Source organism: Gordonia sp. KTR9 (assembly GCF_000143885.2).
Taxonomy (GTDB): domain Bacteria; phylum Actinomycetota; class Actinomycetes; order Mycobacteriales; family Mycobacteriaceae; genus Gordonia.
In genome coordinates this window covers 2,615,954-2,635,330 of record NC_018581.1, presented here as the reverse complement: position 1 = coordinate 2,635,330, position 19,377 = coordinate 2,615,954, and the positions used below count along the sequence as shown (strand labels likewise).

Sequence of the window (19,377 nt, the reverse complement as noted above, 5' to 3'; positions counted from 1 at the left end):
CGCCACCCTTGTTCCCTGGAGTCTTCGCGAAATCCACTCCCGACAAGCCGGCCGTCATCCGTGCCGCGACCGGTGAGGAACTGACCTACCGCCAGCTGGACGAGAACTCGACCCGGCTCGCCAACTATCTCGAGTCACTGGGCCTCCGGCGCGGTGACAACATCGCCGTGGTCTCGGCCAACGACTTCCACGTCTTCGAGGTGTACTGGGCGGCACTGCGCAGCGGCCTGTACGTGACGGCCGTCAATCACCATCTCACCGCAGCCGAGACGAACTACATCCTCTCCGACTGCAACGCGCAGGTCCTGTTCGCCGGCGCATCCGTCGTCGACGCCGTGGCGGCGTCCGGGGAGATCGAGGCACTGGCGGGTCCGGGGCGACGCGTCGTCTGGGGTGGAGACCTCGACGGCTTCGAGAGCTACGACAAGGTCCTGGCCAATGCGTCGGCCGAGCCGCGCACCGACCAGCCGCGCGGTACCGACATGCTCTACTCCTCCGGGACCACCGGACGCCCGAAGGGCATCAAGACACCGATGCCGGAGGGGCAGGTCGACCAGGTGCCCGACGCCTACACCGCGATCTTCGCGCCGATGTACGGCTACGACGACACCGCCGTCTACCTCTCCCCCGCGCCGCTGTATCACGCTGCGCCACTGCGCTATTGCGGGATGACGAACTCGGTGGGCGGCACCGTCGTCATGATGGACCGGTTCGATCCCGAGGCGGCCCTCGCCGCCATCGAGAAGTACCGCGTGACCCACAGCCAGTGGGTTCCCACCATGTTCATCCGGATGCTCAAGCTCCCCGCCGACGTCCGCACGAAGTACGACGTCAGCAGCCTCAAGGTGGCGGTGCACGCCGCCGCACCGTGCCCCGTCGAGGTCAAGCGCGCGATGATCGAGTGGTGGGGACCGGTCATCCACGAGTACTACGCGTCGACCGAGGCCGCCGGTGCGACCTTCATCGGTCCGCAGGAGGCGCTGGATCATCCGGGTTCGGTGGGCAAACCGCTCCTCGGCGTGGTCCACATCTGCGACGAGGACGGCAGGGAACTGCCGACCGGTGAGGTCGGCCAGGTGTACTTCGAACGCGAGGAGGTGGCCTTCCAGTACCACAACGACCCGGACAAGACCCGCAAGGCCCAGCACCCCGAGCACGAGAACTGGTCCACCACGGGCGATGTCGGGTATGTCGACGACGAAGGCTATCTGTACCTGACCGACCGCAAGGCGTTCATGATCATCTCCGGCGGCGTCAACATCTATCCGCAGGAGGCCGAGAACGTCCTCATCAACCACCCCGCGGTGTTCGATGTCGCGGTGATTGGCGTTCCCGACGCCGACCTCGGCGAGGTTGCGAAGGCGTGCGTCCAGCTCGCCGACGGCATCGAGCCCACCGATCGGCTCGCCGAGGAACTGATCGCGTTCACCAGCGACAACATCGCGGCGTACAAGGCGCCTCGATCGGTCGACTTCGTCGACGACCTACCTCGTACGCCCACCGGAAAGCTCGTGAAAGGCGATCTGCGCAAGCGGTATTGGCCGGAGACGCCGGTCGGCTGAGGCGCCGGGCACTCGCCGAGTCACTCCCCCTGCCGCCGGACATTAGCTTACGCTAAGCTAATTAGCACTGAGTGTGTCCGATGTTCGGACATCGACGAATCGACCGGTGCCGCACCACGGTTCGGGGCTGGGAGTACAGGGTTTGAACGCGCGAGACGGGCACACGGCTCTTACGGTGGCCGACCGGGTCGTCGCACGACTGGTCGACGCCGGTGTGCGTACCGCCTTCGGCGTCCACGGCGCCAACATCGAAGACGTCTTCGACGCGGCCGTGCGGCACCCGCGACTCGCCCCGGTCGTCGCCAAGCACGAGTTCGGCGCCGGCGCGATGGCCGACGGGCACACGCGGCTCACCGGTGAGCCGGCCGCGGTCCTGACGACGTCGGGCGGCGGGGCACTCAATGTCGTACCGGCACTGGGCGAGGCCTACGACAGCCGCGTTCCGGTGATCGCCCTGATCGGTTCGGCACCGACACCCGCGGTGGGACGCGGCGGGTTCCAGGACATGCTCGACCCGCCCGACACCGTCGACCTGCGTGCCGTGTTGTCCGGCGTGGTCGGCTTCTGCGGGCTGGTCGACGAGCCCTCCCGTCTCGACGGCGTCCTCGACGAGGCATTCGCCACCACGGCGCGGGGGCTACCGGCCGCGGTGATCCTGCCGAAAGACGTCCAGACGTCGCCCTGGACCGAAGCACATTCGCCACCGGCGAGGCCGGCAGACCTCGCATCGGTACCGGCCGCAACGGTCGACGATCTCGCCGACCGCCTCGCGGAGGTGTCGCGAGCCGGCGGGACCGTGTGCATCTGGGCCGGCGAGGAAGCATCCCGGCTCGGGCTGGCGGATGCCGTCGACAATCTCGCGGGCCTCCTCGGCGCCGCTGTCGTGGTCTCCCCGGGCGGCCGCGACATCGGCCGTACGTCGTGTTCCGGGGTCACCGGCGTGATGGGACATCCGTCGGCACACCGGGCCGTGCGCGATGCGCAGTTGATCCTGGCGATCGGCTGCCGAATGTCGATGACGGACCGCGCGGGCCTCGACGACGCCTTGGCGACGATCCCGGTCGTCCATCTCGGCGGCGCGCCGCCGCGCACCGCGGCCGCCGTCGAGCACATCGCCACGCAACGTCTCACCGACACCGTCGGCGCGATCCACCGGTCGCTCGCCGACCGGGTTCCCGGACCTCGCCCACCCCGGGTCCATCCGATCGAGCATCTGGAGGTCGTCCCGTCGGCGACGGCTGTCGGCATGCGGGACGCGCTCGTCACCATCGGCGACGCCCTGCCCACGGGCTGCGCGGTGTTCGCCGACGCCGGGAACACCGGTGCCGCGGCGATCCACCACCTCCCGTTCGGCGACGGTCGGTTCCGCGTCGGCCGGTTCGTCGTCGCGTTGGGCATGGGCGGGATGGGGTGGGCGATCGCCGCGGGAATCGGGTCCGCGATCGCCGCGCGCCGTCCCATCCCGGGCGGCCGGGTCGTCGTCATCGCCGGTGACGGCTCGTTTCTCATGCACGGCATGGAGATCCACACCGCGATCGAACACGACGCGCCGATCACCCTGATCGTCCTCAACAACGACGCGCACGGCATGTGCGTCACCCGCGAGGCCCGCTTCTTCCCCGGCGCGCCGAGCGTCAACAGGTTCCGTCACACCGACGTCGCGGGCGGGCTCGACGCGATGTTCGCCGGCGTGGCGGTCCGCTCCGCCCCGGACCTGGAGACCCTGCGTGCGGCGTGCGACGAGCTGCTGTCGCGTCCCGGACCGAATTGCATCGTCGTTAATGCCGATCCCGACGAAGCACCCCCGTTCGCCCCACTGATCGCGAGAGGCACTCCATGACCACGCACTCCTCGGCCCTGTCCGACCTCGGGGACACCGCGGCCACGCTCGACGGCGTGGTCCGGGTGGAGACCCACCCCCGCTCCGCCAACACCGCACTCGTCGTCGACAAGGTCCGCTCGGTGTATCCCCATCACCAGGTGTTCGGCGACTACTGCCCTGTCCAGGGATACGTCGACGCACCTCCCCGCGAACTGTTCGAGTGGCTCGCCGACACGCGTTCACTCGAGGAATGGACCTACAGCACACGGGATTTCACGGAAACCGAGGAACCGGGCCTGTGGGTCGGACACGATCGCCTGAACGAGGACACGAAGATCTACGTCCGCACGGTGGCCAACGCCGACGCCATGACCGTCGACTATCACTGCGCGTGGGATCAGGGAAAGCATCTGTGGATGATCTACCTGATGCGCGTGGTTGACGCACAGCTCGTTCTCGACCGCCCCGGTTCGGTGGTCCTGTGGAACAACTGCCACCACCCGTTCTACGACGAGAACCCGTACCCCGACACCGCGCCTGCCGGTCGTGAGGAGTGGGTCGGCGACCTGTGGGACATGTTCGGCGCCGGACACCAGATCGAACTCGACAATCTCACGGCCATCGCCGAACACCGCCACCGCAACGGACTTCCGCTGACCCCCGAATGGATGCGCTCATGACCGCGATCGCCCCGACCGTCGCCCTCGCCGATCTCGCCACCTACCGGCCCGCCGCACGGGTGCCCGCGGAGTTCTTCGCGCAGTTCGCCGAGGACGACGAACTCGCCGACAACGTCATGTTCCGGGCACCGGCCTTCCGCCACCATGCGGCCGAAGGCGAGACCTCCGCGGACATGATCGTCGCGGCTGCGCGCCGGCTCCAGGACCGGCACGGCGACGGTTACCTCGATGACGTGGACGTCGTGCTCACCCACAGTCAGCTGCCGGAGGTCCCGGTCCGCGGGTGCGTGGGCGAGGTCGCCCACCGCCTCGGACTCGCTCCGCGGACCGTGCTCGATGTGCACAACGGCGGCTGTGCCGCGTTCGTCCATCTGATCGAGATCGCCGGCGCGCTCCTCCGCGCCGGCGGCGGTCGCAAAGCCCTGATCGGGTTGGCGCAGAACAGCGCCGGTCAGATCTTCACCCAGGAGCAGGTCCGCGTGAAGGCGCAGGCCGCGATTCCCGGAGACGGGGCGGCGGTCGCGACCCTGACGCTCGGGGATGCGGGGAACCCGGTGCTGGGCACCGAATCCCGGTCCTTCGGCCAGTTCTCGGCGGACATGACCGCCGTCGCGCAGCCGGAGCGCAAGTACTGGGAGGCGGGTCCGGGCCAGATCCACGTGGGCTTCACCGAGGCGAAGATCGCGAAGGTCCTGGCCCGCGGAAACCGGATGGTTCCGGAAGTGGCTGTCGCGCTGGCCGATCGGATCGGCATTCGACCCGCCGACCTGGACGTCCTCGTCACCAATCAGCCGAACCGGATCTTCCTGCGCAACTGGCGCGAGGCCCTCGAGTTGCCCGAGTCGAGACATCCGGACACCTTCGACGAGTGCGGCAACCTGTTCGCGGTCGGGATACCGATGACACTCGACGCGGCGATCGACGACGGTCGCGTCCGCCCCGGAGACGTCGTGATGATGTCGGCGTTCGCCCATGCGGGCGACTTCGCCGCCGCCGGCGCGATCCGGTGGAGCGGGCGTTCGTGACCGTCGTCCTCCCCGATCCGACGGGTGCAGGCCTCGAGCACGCGCTGACGCGATCGACGGACATCGTGCGATGCGACCGGAACGAGTCCGCGTACCCACCTCTTCCCGCCGTCGTCTCCGCACTGCGTCGCCACTCGGCCGACGCGCACCACTATCCGTCCTTCCGTCCCGAGCACCTGCGGACGACCGTCGCCGAGCACATCGGTTCGGAGGAAGAGAACATCACCATCGGCGCGGGTGCGACCGCGGTTCTGTCGGCGATTTTGCAGGACTCGGCGGCGCGGTTCCGGACCGCGGGCTGTCGGACACCTCGAATCGCCACCCCGGCACCGACATTCGAGGGCTTCGCACTGCTCGCCGACATGATCGGGATGATGCTCGACACGACCCCGCTGCTCGACGACGGGCGCCCCGACATGACCGCGCTCGCCGCGGCGGCCGGTTCCGACACCGCGGCCGTCATCGTCTGCAGTCCCCACAACCCGACCGGATCGGTGGTCACCGACGACGAGATCCGGGGATTGCTGGCGACCGTCGACGCGTCCACTCCGGTGATCCTCGATCAGGCCTACATCGAGTACAGCTCGACTGCGCCCGACATCGGGACGCTGCTGACCGAGCATCCCAATCTGATCGTGGTGCGGACCTTCTCCAAGGCCCACGGCCTCGCGGGCCTGCGTGTCGGATACGCGACCGGATCGGCGACTTCGATCCGCGGCGCGCGGCGCCACGAAGTCCCCTTCTCGATCACCGCGGCCGCCGAGCAGGCGGCGTCGCTCGCGCTCGCGGCCTCCGACGAACTGGCCGGCCGGGTGACGGCGATGCGCCGCGAACGCGGTCGTCTCGCCGCCGCCCTGGACGACGCGGGCCATCCGGCGCTGCCGAGCGAGGCCAACTTCCTGTACGTGCCGGGTGCCGACGGCATCGAGTTCGGTCGACGGTTGCGGTCCGCCGGAGTCGTCGGCCGGGAGTTCGACGGTCACGGACACCGGCTGACGGTGCCCGACCGGGCCGGTACCGACCTGGTCATCGCCGCGATCAGGCGAGCTCGATGAGCTCCTGGTACTCGTCGCTCCAGTGGTCCTCGGTGCCGTCCGGCAACAGGATGACGCGCTGCGGGCCGAGAGCGGCAGCCGCCCCGGGGTCGTGCGTGACGAGTACGACAGCGCCGGTGTAGCTCCGGAGGGCGTCGAGGACCTGTTCGCGCGAGATCGGGTCGAGGTTGTTCGTCGGCTCGTCGAGGAGCAGCACGTTCGCCGCCGACGACACGAGACCGGCCAGCGTGAGACGGGTCTTCTCGCCGCCCGACAGGGTGCCGGCCGGCTGGTCGAGCTGCGGACCGGTGAACATGAACGCGCCCAACAGGCTTCGGAGATCCTGCTCGCCCGCGTCGGGTGCGGCGTGCCGGATGTTCTCCCACACGGTCGCCTGGTCGTCGAGGGTGTCGTGTTCCTGGGCGAAGTAGCCGATCTTCAACCCGTAACCGGGCTCGAGGCGACCGGTGTCCGGCTTCTCTACCCCGGCAAGCATTTTCAGCAGCGTCGTCTTGCCCGCGCCGTTGAGACCCAGGACGACGACTCGACTGCCCTTGTCGATCGCCAGATCGACGCCGGTGAAGATCTCCAGCGAGCCATAGCTTTTCGAGAGACCAGACGTCATCAGCGGGGTCTTGCCGCAGGCGGCGGGTTCGGGGAAGCGGATCCGCGCCGTACGGTCGGCCACCCGCTCGTCGTCGAGCGCGTCGATCATCCGCTCGGCCCGCTTCAGCATGTTCTGGGCGGCCGTGGCCTTGGTCGCCTTGGCACCCAGCTTCGCGGCCTGCGTGCGCAGTGCGGACGCCTTCTTCTCCGCGTTGGCCCGTTCGCGACGACGACGCTGCTCGTCGGTTGCACGCGCGTCCAAGTACCGCTTCCAGGTCATGTTGTAGATGTCGGCCTCACCGCGCACCGCGTCGAGGAACCAGACCCGGTTCACCACATCGGCGAGCAGGTCGACATCGTGACTGATCACGACGAGCCCGCCCTCATGGTTCTGCAAGAAGCCGCGCAGCCAGGCGATGGAGTCGGCATCGAGGTGGTTGGTCGGCTCGTCGAGCAGCAGGGTGGTGTCGGATTTACCGGAGCCGTCGGAGGCCGCGAACAAGATGCGGGCCAGTTCGATGCGTCGACGCTGACCACCGGAGAGCGTGCGCAGCGGCTGGTTGAGGACGCGGTCCGGCAGACCCAGGCTGTTGCAGATGCGGGCGGCCTCGGACTCGGCGACGTACCCGCCGAGGGACGAGAAGCGCTCTTCGAGGCGTCCGTAGCGGGCGACCGCCTTGTCGCGGAGTTTGTCGTCGGCGGCCTCGGCCATCGCCGCCTGCTGCTTCTCCATGTCGCGCAGGATCTCGTCGAGCCCACGCGCGGAGAGCACCCGATCCTTGGCGAGGACGTCCAGATCACCCTCTTTGGGATCCTGCGGGAGGTAGCCGAGTTCGCCGGAGCGGCGGATCGAACCCGCGTAGGGTTCGGTCTCCCCCGCCAGGATGCGCAACGTGGTGGTCTTCCCCGCGCCGTTGCGGCCCACGAGGCCGATGCGGTCGCCGGGCTGGATGCGCAGGGCATCGCCGGGCGCCGACAGCAGGGTCCGAGCGCCCGCTCGTACCTCAAGGTCGGTCGCGGTGATCACGACGTTCCATTCTACCGGTGCCGCGCCACTGGTTTGACCACGCGCTCATCGCCGGCGACGCCACCGACTCCGCCCGCGGCGACACGGTGGACCGATACGGTGTGGAGCGTGACGCACTCCACACCGATTCCGCAGAACTTTCCCCAGTCCTCCGACCTCACGGGCCGCTCGGCACTGGTCACCGGCGCCAGTCGCGGCATCGGAGAGGCGATCGCGACCGAACTCGCCCGGCGCGGCGCCTCGGTCGTCATCACCAGCCGCAAGGCCGAGCCCCTCGAGGAGGCCGCCGGCCGGATTCGTGAGTCGGTGCCCGGCGCGACCGTCTCGGTGTGCGCGGCCAACACAGGTGACGCCGACGACCGGTCGGCTGCGGTGGCCGCGGCCGTCGCCCAGGGCGGTATCCACATCCTCGTCAACAACACCGGCATCGCGCCGCTGGCCGGCCCGCTGATGGGCGCCGATCTCTCCGCGTACCGCAAGACCTTCGACACCAACGTGGTCGCCGCGCTGGGGTTCGTCCAGGAGGCCTACCGGGCGGGGATGAAGGACACCGGCGGTTCGATCGTCAACATCGCGTCCGTGGCGGGCCTGCGGTCGACCGGTGTGATCGCGGCCTACGGCACGTCGAAGGCGGCGCTGATCCGCCTCACCGCCGAACTTGCCTGGGAGCTCGGACCGAACATCCGGGTCAATGCGATCGCCCCGTCGGTCGTGCGGACGAAGTTCGCCTCGGTGTTCACCGAGGGCGACAACGAGGCACGCGTCGCGAATTCGTATCCGCTGAAGCGCATCGGCGAGCCGGAGGATGTCGCCCGCGCCGTCGCGTTCCTCGCGAGCGACGAGTCGGCGTGGATCACCGGCGAAACCCTCACCGTCGACGGTGGCATGCTGGCCACCGGCGGTTCGTGAGCCTCCTGCCCGACGGCGCGTGCCCGTCCGGATCGCCGCCCGCGACGAAGGACGGGATGTGAGTTCTGGAGTCATCGTCGCGGGGGCCGGGCCGGCCGGGCGGGCCCTCGTGCACCGGCTGGCACGCGCGGGTGTGTCCGTGACCCTCGTCGACCCGTCTCCCGAGCGGATCTGGCGGTCCACGTTCGCCTGCTGGTCCGACGAGCTGCCCGACTGGATCGATCCGGCCGCGATCGCCGCCAGCACCGCGCGCATCGGCGTCGCGGGTCGCGACCTCGAGGAGATCGCCCGCGGCTACACCGTCTTCGACACCCCCGGGCTGCAACGGTCGCTGACCCTCGACGGGGTTCCGGCCGTGGCCGCACGCGTAGTCGAGATCGACGGTGCGCGTGTGCGTCTCGACGACGGAAAGGTCCTGACCGGCGAGGCGGTGGTCGACTGTCGTGGTGCGCTCCCCCACGACGCACCCCGGCAGACCGCATACGGGATCGTCGTCGGCGCCCGGACCGCCGAGCCGATCCTGGCCGGACACGAAGCGCTGCTGATGGATTGGCGGGGCGGCGCGAAGCATCGTCGGGCGCTGCCGTCGTTCCTGTACGTCGTACCCCTCGGCGGGGGCGAGTATCTCCTCGAAGAGACCTGCCTCGCCGGATACCCCGCGCTGGGCCTCGACGAACTCCAGCGGCGGCTCGCCGACCGCCTGGGCGGAATGCCGTCGGAGGTCCTGCGGGTCGAGCACGTCGACTTCCCGCTGACCGGCTCGTCGCCACAACCGTGGCGCGATCCCACTTTCCGGTTCGGCGCCGCGGGTGGTTTCAAGAACCCGACGACCGGCTACAGCGTCGCGACATCCCTGATGTGCACGGACGCGGTGGTCACCGCTCTTGCCTCGGGTCGCGACCCCGCCACCGAGCTGTGGCCGTCGTCCGCCCGCGCGGTACACAACCTCCGTCTGCGCGGGCTCAGCGCGCTACTGCGGCTGAGTCCTTCGCAGACCATCGCCTTCTTCGAGGCGTTCTTCGCCATGCCCATCGCCGCCCAGCGCAGCTACCTCAGCGGACGCGACGATCTCACCGGCACGATGGGCGCGATGACGCGTGTCATCAAGGCCGTCGACATGCGCACCCGCGCCGTGGTGGCGCGGGGTGCGATGTCGACGCCGGAATGGGCCGGCGACACCGACTGACCGCTCGCGCAGGTGTCAAGGTTGCGCGCGCAGCGCGGGCGCCATGATCTCCTCGAGCGGACCCGACAGGAGCCGGGCGTACTGGCCCGTCACGTGGAACTTGCCGGAGTACACCAGCCGGTCGGCGATCACCGCGGGGCACGTCTGAGCGCAGAACCAGGGGTCGACGTCGATGAAAGTCTGTCCGGTGAGCTCCGCGGCGGCCGACCACCCCGACTGGACCGGGAGGGCGTCGGCGGCCGGTTCCGCGCACCGGGTGAGGTCGGCGGGGTTGGCCGCCACGCACTCCGACGGACTCTGCGACGGACGCGGGACACCGCCGAGCAGAAATGCCCTCGTGCCCGCCGGGAGGTCGTTGATCGTGGAGACCAGGCCGTCGCGCCACACCTCCGGCGTCGTGTCCCGCCCGGGTCCCTGGTTGCCGCCGTCGTGCCAGCCGGCCATCACGACGATCTCGGCGTTCTCGCGGGCGATGGTCTCCATCCGCCAGTCCTGCCAGTCGTCACATTCGGTGTAGGCCCGCTTGAGCTGCCACTGGTAGTACGTCAGCGCGGCCGGTCCGCAGTTGCTCTTGGTCAGCGCGAGTACTCGCCAGCCGTGGCGTTTGCCGACGAGATCGAGCGCCGAATGCCACATCGATGCCGCCGAGTCGCCGATCAGCGCCACGGTTCGGTCGCTGGTCGTGTCACCGAGGATGCACGGTCCGATGTCGTCGAGACGGCTGACCTCCAGGGGTGGTTCGCACCCCTCGATCGACCATTGATCGGAGTAGTCACCGCTGGCGGCGAGCAACTCGTCGGTGGTGATCGTCGGCGGGAGGTCTCGCACCGCGGTCGCGGCCCGGACCGCTGCGAGAACATCGGCGGTGGACACCGCCGATGGGACCGCCTCGGACTCTGACGTCGCGGCGGCGGGCCGTTCAGGCACCGCCTGGCACCCGGCCACCATCACGGCCACACACAACGACACGACCGCCACGACCGTGGCGGTGACTCTCCTGGTCATCCGCTGACCCTTTCGTGAAACTCTCAGAACAGTTGTTGGACAAGGGGAACGGGGAGCGCCCATCGGTAGCGCTCGAATGCTGCGACCGCGAACACGACCGCGATGCTCACCGGGATGACGGCCAGGCTCCACCACGGCCGGCCGGCGAGTCCGCGCGACCGGCGGATCGGGTTCTCGAACGCGTGGTACATGACCGCCGCACACACGACGGTCACACCGACGAGGAGCAGCTGCATCGGCAGCGTGAAGTCGGCGCCGATACGGGCGGCGGTGAGGGTGAACAGCGGCCAGTGCACGAGGTAGAGCGAGTACGAGATGTTCCCGAGGTAGACCAGCACGCGGGTGCCCAGCACCGACACGGGAACCGTGCCGCGACAGCACATTCCGGCGATCAGCAACGCGGCCGTGCCGAACACCGGGACGACGGCGACCCACCCCGGGAAACCGTCGGTGCCGTCCAGGGCCACGACCGACCACGCGATGGCCGCGAACCCGGCCCAGCCGAGCCCGGCGGCCACGACCGGCCGATCCGCGACAGCGTTCATCAACCACGGGCCCGCGACGGCGAGCAGACAGCCGACCGCGAGCTCCCAGGCACGGGTGAACGGCGAGAAGAAGGCCTCGGTCCCGTTGACCGGTGTCAGCACGATCGAGTAGAGGTAGGCGGCCACCGCAAGCACGATCAGAAGAGCGAACAGCAACTGTCGCAACGTCACCCGGCTCGTCCGGGCGGCGATGCCGATCGCCACGATCATCAGCGCCGGCCAGACCAGATAGAACTGCTCTTCGACGGCCAGCGACCAATAGTGCTGCAGCGGTGACGGATCGGCGCCGAGCCGGGCATAGTCGGACCCGGTCTCGATGAAGTGGAAGTTCGCGAGGAACAGCGACGCGGCCGTCGCGTCCGGCAACACCCGGGCGCCCCGGACGAAGTTCGTGAACTCGAATGTCGCGATGACGGTGAGAACGATCACCAGGGTCGCCGCGGGCACGATACGTCGCGCACGTGCGGCGTAGAAACCGAGGAACCAGGCGCCGCGCGATTCGGTGGACCGCCGCAGGAGCATCTGGGTGATGACATACCCGGAGATCACGAAGAAGACGTCGACGCCGATGAAACCGCCTGGGAAACCGGGCATTCCGACATGGTCGAGGATGACCACCAGAACCGCGACCGCGCGCAGGCCCTGCACGACGGGACTGCGAAGGTGTCTGGAAACGGCGGGCTGATCATCGCGCGCGGCACCGACTGCGACTGCCACCGGCCCCTGCCTTCGCTCCCCAGTGAGCTACCCGCGCAGCTCCTGAGGCGAAGCTAGCATGCAGGTTAGGCTAACCTCAAATCCTGGCATCCCGGGCACTAACGATCAGCGCCGCAATGCCCGCCAGCGCCTGATCATGTCGTCGACGTCAACGGTGTGCGCGACGACACTGTGCGGCAGCGCGATCTGGCGCGACGCGAGATGTGCTTCGCGCACACGGCGATTGAAGTCGACGAGGATGTCACGGACCGCCGCCTCGTCGGCGATGTCGCGCAACGACTCCGGGAAGTCCTGCGCCTCCCGGCGCAATTGCAGCGGCGCGGGAAGCAGCGCCGACGAGTCCAGGTTCTCGTCGCGGATCTTGCGTTTGACCCACCAGTCGGGGTCGTCACTGTCGGTGAGATCGAGCGGCTTGCCCGCGCCCGGCAGATTGTCGAACTCGCCGCGTTCGGTTGCCTCGCGGATCATCCGCTCGACTCGCGACTCGAAACGTCTCATGCGATCAACTCCTCGCACGCCCAGCACCATGATCGGAAAAACGCCGGCACCCGGTCACCGATGGTGACCCGAGTGCCGGCGCGTGGGAGTTCCCGACCGTCGGCTAGACGGTGAAGCCCAGGGCGCGCAACTGCTCGCGACCGTCGTCGGTGATCTTGTCGGGGCCCCACGGCGGCAGCCAGACCCAGTTGATCTCCAACTCGGTGCACAGACCACTGCTGACCAGTGCCCCGCGGGACTGGTCCTCGATCACGTCGGTCAGCGGGCAGGCCGCCGAGGTGAGGGTCATGTCGATCTTCGCGACCGCGTCGTCGGTCACCTCTATTCCGTAGACCAGCCCGAGGTCGACGACGTTGATGCCCAGCTCGGGATCCACCACGTCGCGCATGGCCTCCTCGACGTCCTCGATGGCCGGCAGCGAGGTCGCCGGTGCCGGGGGTGTGCCCGTCACGCCGGTGTCGGTGGTCGCTGTCTCGGTGGTCGCTGTCTCGGTGGTGACCGTATCGGTGGTCACTGTGTCGTCAGTCATGCTGTCTCCGCTCGTGTCTCGTGGCTGTCCATCGTCTGCGCGAGTGCGTCCTTGAAGGCCATCCAGCCCAGGAGTGCGCACTTGACGCGCGCCGGGTACTTGCTCACCCCGGCGAAGGCGATCCCGTCGCCGATGACGTCCTCGTCCCCGGCGTCCTTACCGCGTGAGGTCATCATGGAGCTGAACGACTCGACGGTGGCCAGGGCTTCCCCGACCGGGCGGCCGACGATCAGATCGTGCAGCACCGACGTCGACGCCTGCGAGATCGAACACCCCTGCCCGTCATAGGAGACGTCGTCGATCCGGGAGCCGTCCTCGGACACCGCGACGCGTAGGGTCACCTCGTCACCGCAGGTCGGGTTGACGTGATGGACCTCGGTGCCGAACGGCTCACGGAGTCCGCGGCCGTGCGGATGTTTGTAGTGATCGAGGATCACTTCCTGGTACATCTGTTCCATCCGCATGGCTCAGACCGTCCCGAAGAACTTCTGCGCCTTCACGATCGCGGCGGCGAGTGCATCGACCTCGTCGAACGTGTTGTAGGCGGCGAACGATGCGCGTGCGGTCGCTGCGACACTGAAGCGCCGATGCAGCGGCCACGTGCAGTGGTGACCGACCCGGATGGCCACGCCCTCGTCGTCGAGGATCTGACCGAGGTCATGGGCGTGGATGCCGTCGACCAGGAAGGCCACGGCCCCGCCGCGATTCTCCGCGGTCTGCGGTCCGATGATCCGTACGCCGTCGATGCCGGCGAGCTGCTCGAGCGCCCGCGCCGTCAGCGCGTGCTCGTGCGCGGCAACGGTTTCCATGCCGAGATCGGTGAGGTACCGCACCGCAGCACCGAGTCCGACGACCTGCGAGGTCATCGGCACGCCGGCCTCGAACCGCTGGGGCGGCGGAGCGTAGGTCGACGCCTCCATCGTCACGGTCTCGATCATCGACCCGCCGGTGATGAACGGCGGCAACGCGTTCAACAGGTCCGACCTGCCGTACAGCGCGCCGACGCCACTGGGACCGAACATCTTGTGACCCGAGAAGGCAGCGAAATCGACGCCGAGGGCGCGGAAGTCGACCGCCATGTGCGGCACCGACTGGCACGCGTCGAGCACGACGAGCGCGCCCACCGCGCGAGCGCGTGAGACGAGCTCGGCCACATCGGCGACCGCGCCGGTCACATTGGACTGGTGTGTGAAGGCGACGACCTTCACCGACTCGTCGAGGGTCAGCGAATCCAGGTCGATGCGGCCGTCATCGGTCACCCCGAACCACCGCAGGGTCGCACCCGTGCGTCGGCACAGCTCCTGCCAGGGAACGAGGTTCGCGTGGTGTTCGAGCTCGGTGATGACGACGGTGTCGCCGGGTCCGAGTGCTGAACCGCCGAGAACATCGGCGGCCCGCGGGTCGCCGAGGGTGTAGGTCACGAGGTTGAGCGCCTCGGTCGCGTTCTTGGTGAACACGAGTTCGTCGGCGGATGCCCCCACGAAACCCGCGATGACCTCGCGGGCGTCCTCGTAGGCGTCGGTCGCCTCCTCGGCGAGCTGGTGCGCACCGCGATGCACCGCGGCGTTGTGATGCGTGAGGAAGAACCGCTCGGCATCCAGCACCTGGACCGGACGCTGCGAGGTCGCGCCGGAATCCAGATACACCAACGGCTTCCCGTCGCGCACCGTGCGGGACAGGATCGGGAAATCAGCCCGCAACGCGTCGACGTCCAGTGCCGCGGGAGCCTGTGTCGTTGCCTCTGTCGAGAGTGTCACCTGGTACACCTCCTGTACTGAGGGACTCGGACCGGTCGGGTGACTCAGACGGCCTTGGCCGCCGAGGTGAACCGCTCGTACCCGTTCTCCTCGAGCACGTCGGCGAGCTCGGACCCACCCGACTCGACGACGCGCCCGTTGACGAACACGTGCACGAAGTCCGGCTTGATGTATCGCAGGATGCGCGTGTAGTGGGTGATCAGCAGCACGCCGCCGTTGTCGCGCTCCTTGTAGCGGTTCACGCCCTCGCTGACGACGCGCAGGGCATCCACGTCCAGGCCCGAGTCGGTCTCGTCGAGGATGGCGATCTTCGGCTTCAGCAGATCCAGCTGCAGGATCTCGTGGCGCTTCTTCTCGCCACCGGAGAAGCCCTCGTTGACGCTGCGCTCGGAGAACGACGGATCGATCTCCAGGGCGGTCATCGCCTCCTTGGTCTCCTTGACCCAGTGACGGAGCTTGGGCGCCTCGCCGCGGACGGCAGTGGCTGCGGTGCGCAGGAAATTCGACATCGAGACACCGGGCACCTCGACCGGGTACTGCATGGCGAGGAACAGGCCGGCGCGTGCGCGCTCGTCGACGCTCATCTCGAGGACGTCTTCGCCGTCGAGCGTGATCGACCCGGAGGTCACCTGGTACTTGGGGTGTCCGGCGATGGCATAGGACAGCGTGGACTTGCCCGAGCCGTTCGGGCCCATGATCGCGTGCGTCTCACCGGACTTCACGGTGAGGTCGACACCCTTGAGGATGTGGATGGGCTCGGCGTCGGTATCGGTCTGGACGACGTCGACGTGCAGGTCACGGATTTCGAGTGTGGTCATGTGTGTTCTTTCTCAGGCTGTGGAATGTTCGTGGTCCGGCGCGCAATGCGGTCAGGCGTCGGCGAGCTCGAGCTCTCGCTCGACAGCTGCGGACAGGCGTTCGCGGAGCTCCGGCACGCCGATCTTGGCGATCACCTCGCCGAAGAAGCCGCGGATCACCAGTCGACGCGCCTGATCCTCGGGGATGCCGCGCGCCTGCAGGTAGAACAGCTGCTCGTCGTCGAATCGTCCGGTGGCACTGGCGTGTCCGGCGCCGACGATCTCGCCGGTCTCGATCTCGAGGTTGGGCACCGAGTCGGCGCGCGCATTGTCGGTGAGCACCAGGTTGCGATTGAGTTCGAAGGTGTCGGTGCCCTCGGCCTCCGCGCGGATCAGCACATCGCCCACCCACACGGTGTGGGCCTCGCGGGTCCGATCACCGGAGGTGTCGCCCTGCAGCGCACCCTTGTAGACCACGTTCGAGCGGCAGTGCGGCTGACTGTGGTCGACGAGAAGACGCTGCTCGAGGTGCTGGCCGGCGTCGGCGAAGTACAGACCCCACAACTCGACGTCACCACCCGGTGCGTCGTAGTGGACGATCGGCGACAGGCGAACCAGGTTGCCGCCGAAGCTGATCGCGAAGTGCCGCACCACGGAATCGCGACCCGCGCGCACGTGGTGTGTCGCGACATGAACGGCGTCGTCTGCCCAGTCGTGGATGTTCACGACGGTCAGGGCCGCGCTGTCGCCGACGACGAACTCGACGTTCTCCGCGTACGTTCCGCTGCCCCTCTGGTCGAGGACGACGACTGCGCGGGCGAACGCCTCCAGACGGACCTGGGTGTGGCCGAAGCCGGTTTCGCCCTCACCGGGGCCGGTGACCGTGACAGTGACCGGCTCGGCGAGTTCGACCTCGCGGCCGACGGTCACCACGGTCGCCTGCGTGAACGACGAATAAGCCTGCGCGGCGACACGGTCGAACGGCACACCGCCATCGCCGAGTCGCTTGTCGTCGCGACCGACGGTCTCGACGGTCACACCGTCGGCAAGCCCGGTCACCTCCACGTTCGCCTCCGCGGTGCGTACCGCGGAACCGTCGTGCAGACCACGGAGACGACGGAACGGGGTGAACCGCCAGGCCTCCTCCCGGGGACTCGGCACCTCGAAGGCGTTCACGTCGAACGAGGTGAACAGCTCCCCCTTGTTGACGACGGGCGCCTGGGAGCCGGGGGTGGACACGGGGAGTGTGGGATCGGCCATCAGCCGACAGCTCCTTCCATCTGGAGCTCGATCAGGCGGTTGAGCTCGAGCGCGTATTCCATCGGGAGTTCCTTGGCGATCGGTTCGACGAAGCCGCGAACGACCATGGCCATCGCCTCGTCCTCGGTCAGGCCACGACTCATCAGATAGAAGAGCTGATCGTCGCTGACCTTCGAGACGGTCGCCTCGTGGCCCATCGTCACATCGTCCTCGCGGATGTCGACGTAGGGGTAGGTGTCACTGCGGGAGATCGTGTCCACCAGCAGCGCATCACATTTCACTGTCGACCGGCTGCCGTGAGCACCGTTGTTGATCTTGATCAGGCCGCGGTAGGACGCGCGGCCACCGCCCCGCGCCACCGACTTGGAGACGATGTTGCTCGAGGTGTTCGGCGCCAGGTGGACCATCTTCGATCCGGTGTCCTGGTGCTGGCCGGGACCTGCGAACGCGACCGAGAGGACCTCGCCCTTGGCGTGCTCACCGGTCAGCCAGACCGCCGGGTACTTCATGGTGACCTTGGAGCCGATGTTGCCGTCGACCCACTCCATCGTGGCGCCGGCCTCGGCCTTGGCGCGCTTGGTCACCAGGTTGTAGACGTTGTTCGACCAGTTCTGGATGGTCGTGTACCGGCAGCGGCCGCCCTTCTTCACGATGATCTCGACGACTGCCGAGTGCAGCGAGTCGGTCTTGTAGATCGGCGCGGTACAACCCTCGACGTAGTGCACATAGGCACCCTCGTCGACGATGATCAGCGTGCGCTCGAACTGGCCCATGTTCTCGGTGTTGATCCGGAAGTAGGCCTGCAGCGGGATGTCGACGTGGACACCCGGCGGCACGTAGATGAACGAGCCGCCCGACCAGACCGCGGTGTTGAGCGCGGAGAACTTGTTGTCACCGGCCGGGATGACGGTCCCGAAGTACTGCTGGAAGATCTCCGGGTGCTCCTTGAGCGCGGTGTCGGTGTCGAGGAAGATGACACCCTGCTTCTCGAGGTCCTCGCGGATCGAGTGGTACACGACCTCGGACTCGTACTGCGCCGCGACGCCGGAGACCAGACGCTGCTTCTCCGCCTCGGGGATGCCGAGCTTGTCGTAGGTGTTCTTGATGTCCTCGGGCAGGTCGTCCCACGTGGCGGCCTGCTTCTCGCTGGACCGCACGAAGTACTTGATGTTGTCGAAGTCGATGCCCTCGAGCCCCGCGCCCCAGCCCGGCATCGGCTTCTTGTCGAAGATCTTGAGTGCCTTGAGGCGCTGCTCGAGCATCCACTCGGGCTCGCTCTTCTTCGCCGAGATGTCGGCGACGACCGCCGGGGACAGCCCGCGCTTGGCGCTCGCGCCCGCGACGTCGGAGTCGGCCCAGCCGTAGCCGTACTTGCCGAGGGCGGCGATCGTCTCCTCTTGCGTGAGGGGCGCCGCTGGGGTCGGGGTGGCGGCCGGATCGGTGACAGTCATCGCGTGGCCTTTCGGGTTGTCGTGGCGGTCGGGGTGGGAATCGGGGTGGCGCGGCGCGATACGGGCTGCGTATCGGACACCGCGACGGCCCCGGATCGATCGGGTCTCTCGTCGGTGGTCCCGCCCGGCGGCGGGTGGATCGGCACGTGTGTCGTGCAGGCGCAGTCACCGTTGGCGATGGTCGCCAGGCGCTGCACATGCGTGCCGAGGAGTTCGGTGAAGACCGCGGTCTCCGCCTCACACAGCTCCGGGAACTCGGTGGCGACGTGCGCCACCGGGCAGTGGTGCTGACAGATCTGCAGGCCGGTGCCCACCTGCCGGGTGTTGGTGGAGTATCCGGCGCTGGTGAGCGCGTCGGCGATCTCCTCGACCGTGTCCGCCACCGTCACCGGGTCGGTGTTGGGACGGACGCCGGCCACGATGCGTTCGACTCGCTCGCGGGCGAACTCGGTGACCGCGTCGGATCCGCCGAGGTCGCGGAGCTTGCGCATCGCCGCGCCGGCCAGATCGTCGTAGGCGTGGCGCATCTTGCCGCGTCCGGAAGCGGTGAGCTGAAAGTACTTCGCCGGCCGGCCGCGACCGCGCTGGCCGAATCCCGGAGAGGCGACCTCGATGTCCCCCGCGCCTTCGAGGGCATCGAGGTGACGTCGGACACCCGCCGCGGAGATCCCGAGGCGCTCGCCGATCTCGCCCGCGGTGAGCGGGCCGTCCTCGACGAGCAAGGTGACCACGGCCTCACGGGTCTGACCGTCGTGGTGCGGGTCGGCACCACCGGTCGTCGTGGCGCCGGTACCAGCGGATGGCACGGCGCCGGAGCTGTCTGACGACAGCACAACATCGTTCCGCATGGTTTTCACAACACGAGTGTGACGTAATTGCTTCCCAGCTGCCAGCAAGGGTGCCCTAATCGCAGGGGGTCGTGAGGCCCCCACGTCCGCCGATTACAGTCGTCGTGTGCCCGAAACCA

General features: G+C 68.3%; 18 protein-coding genes. 7 read left to right on the top strand and 11 right to left on the bottom strand.

Annotation, left to right across the window (positions count from 1 at the left end; all coding sequences use genetic code 11):
• Window positions 1–8: 8 nt before the first annotated feature.
• From KTR9_RS12795 to KTR9_RS12775, 5 genes are all read left to right on the top strand, one after another.
• Window positions 9–1,562: an AMP-binding protein gene (locus KTR9_RS12795; RefSeq protein WP_044506621.1), complete on the top strand. Its 1,554-nt coding sequence runs from the start codon at window positions 9–11 to the stop codon at window positions 1,560–1,562.
• A 175-nt stretch (window positions 1,563–1,737) separates the two neighbouring features.
• Window positions 1,738–3,402, top strand: coding sequence for a thiamine pyrophosphate-binding protein (locus KTR9_RS12790; protein WP_044506619.1), 1,665 nt, complete (start codon window positions 1,738–1,740; stop codon window positions 3,400–3,402).
• Window positions 3,399–4,064: a hypothetical protein gene (locus KTR9_RS12785; protein ID WP_014926687.1), complete on the top strand. Its 666-nt coding sequence runs from the start codon at window positions 3,399–3,401 to the stop codon at window positions 4,062–4,064. Before KTR9_RS12790 ends, KTR9_RS12785 begins: the two co-directional genes overlap by 4 nt.
• Window positions 4,061–5,089 (top strand): 3-oxoacyl-ACP synthase III family protein, encoded by a 1,029-nt coding sequence (locus KTR9_RS12780; RefSeq protein WP_014926686.1) that lies wholly within the window; start codon window positions 4,061–4,063, stop codon window positions 5,087–5,089. The genes KTR9_RS12785 and KTR9_RS12780 overlap by 4 nt, the downstream gene beginning before the upstream one ends.
• On the top strand, window positions 5,086–6,144 hold the full coding sequence (locus KTR9_RS12775) for a pyridoxal phosphate-dependent aminotransferase (protein WP_014926685.1): 1,059 nt from the start codon (window positions 5,086–5,088) through the stop codon (window positions 6,142–6,144). Before KTR9_RS12780 ends, KTR9_RS12775 begins: the two co-directional genes overlap by 4 nt.
• Here KTR9_RS12775 and KTR9_RS12770 read toward each other — a convergent pair.
• Window positions 6,128–7,756: an ABC-F family ATP-binding cassette domain-containing protein gene (locus tag KTR9_RS12770; protein WP_014926684.1), complete on the bottom strand. Its 1,629-nt coding sequence runs from the start codon at window positions 7,754–7,756 to the stop codon at window positions 6,128–6,130. The genes KTR9_RS12775 and KTR9_RS12770 overlap by 17 nt on opposite strands.
• A gap of 99 nt (window positions 7,757–7,855) precedes the next feature.
• On the opposite strand from KTR9_RS12770, the gene KTR9_RS12765 reads away from it, so the two are divergent.
• Window positions 7,856–8,665: an SDR family oxidoreductase gene (locus KTR9_RS12765; RefSeq protein WP_014926683.1), complete on the top strand. Its 810-nt coding sequence runs from the start codon at window positions 7,856–7,858 to the stop codon at window positions 8,663–8,665.
• A 58-nt stretch (window positions 8,666–8,723) separates the two neighbouring features.
• Window positions 8,724–9,851: a lycopene cyclase family protein gene (locus KTR9_RS12760; protein ID WP_014926682.1), complete on the top strand. Its 1,128-nt coding sequence runs from the start codon at window positions 8,724–8,726 to the stop codon at window positions 9,849–9,851.
• Between the two features lie 15 nt (window positions 9,852–9,866).
• Here the strand turns inward: KTR9_RS12760 and KTR9_RS12755 are convergent, their stop codons facing one another.
• From KTR9_RS12755 to KTR9_RS12710, 10 genes are all read right to left on the bottom strand, one after another.
• Window positions 9,867–10,856, bottom strand: coding sequence for an SGNH hydrolase domain-containing protein (locus tag KTR9_RS12755; RefSeq protein ID WP_014926681.1), 990 nt, complete (start codon window positions 10,854–10,856; stop codon window positions 9,867–9,869).
• Between the two features lie 23 nt (window positions 10,857–10,879).
• The gene (locus tag KTR9_RS12750; protein ID WP_014926680.1) at window positions 10,880–12,118 is read right to left on the bottom strand and encodes an acyltransferase family protein; all 1,239 of its coding nucleotides are present in this window, start codon (window positions 12,116–12,118) and stop codon (window positions 10,880–10,882) included.
• 105 nt (window positions 12,119–12,223) lie between these two features.
• A complete protein-coding gene (locus KTR9_RS12745; RefSeq protein WP_010841023.1) occupies window positions 12,224–12,616 on the bottom strand; it encodes a J-domain-containing protein in 393 nt (130 codons plus the stop codon).
• 103 nt (window positions 12,617–12,719) lie between these two features.
• Window positions 12,720–13,145: a metal-sulfur cluster assembly factor gene (locus KTR9_RS12740; protein WP_014926679.1), complete on the bottom strand. Its 426-nt coding sequence runs from the start codon at window positions 13,143–13,145 to the stop codon at window positions 12,720–12,722.
• Window positions 13,142–13,609 (bottom strand): Fe-S cluster assembly sulfur transfer protein SufU, encoded by a 468-nt coding sequence (sufU, locus tag KTR9_RS12735; RefSeq protein ID WP_014926678.1) that lies wholly within the window; start codon window positions 13,607–13,609, stop codon window positions 13,142–13,144. The genes KTR9_RS12740 and sufU overlap by 4 nt, the downstream gene beginning before the upstream one ends.
• Before the next feature lie 3 nt (window positions 13,610–13,612).
• A complete protein-coding gene (locus KTR9_RS12730; RefSeq protein ID WP_044507897.1) occupies window positions 13,613–14,902 on the bottom strand; it encodes a cysteine desulfurase in 1,290 nt (429 codons plus the stop codon).
• Between the two features lie 44 nt (window positions 14,903–14,946).
• Window positions 14,947–15,720: a Fe-S cluster assembly ATPase SufC gene (sufC, locus tag KTR9_RS12725; RefSeq protein WP_010841019.1), complete on the bottom strand. Its 774-nt coding sequence runs from the start codon at window positions 15,718–15,720 to the stop codon at window positions 14,947–14,949.
• A gap of 51 nt (window positions 15,721–15,771) precedes the next feature.
• On the bottom strand, window positions 15,772–16,959 hold the full coding sequence (gene sufD, locus KTR9_RS12720; RefSeq protein ID WP_010841018.1) for a Fe-S cluster assembly protein SufD: 1,188 nt from the start codon (window positions 16,957–16,959) through the stop codon (window positions 15,772–15,774).
• A complete protein-coding gene (gene sufB, locus KTR9_RS12715; RefSeq protein ID WP_010841017.1) occupies window positions 16,959–18,410 on the bottom strand; it encodes a Fe-S cluster assembly protein SufB in 1,452 nt (483 codons plus the stop codon). The genes sufD and sufB overlap by 1 nt, the downstream gene beginning before the upstream one ends.
• Window positions 18,407–19,258, bottom strand: a complete 852-nt coding sequence (locus KTR9_RS12710) for a helix-turn-helix transcriptional regulator (RefSeq protein ID WP_014926676.1) — start codon at window positions 19,256–19,258, stop codon at window positions 18,407–18,409. Before KTR9_RS12710 ends, sufB begins: the two co-directional genes overlap by 4 nt.
• Between the last annotated feature and the right edge of the window lie 119 nt (window positions 19,259–19,377).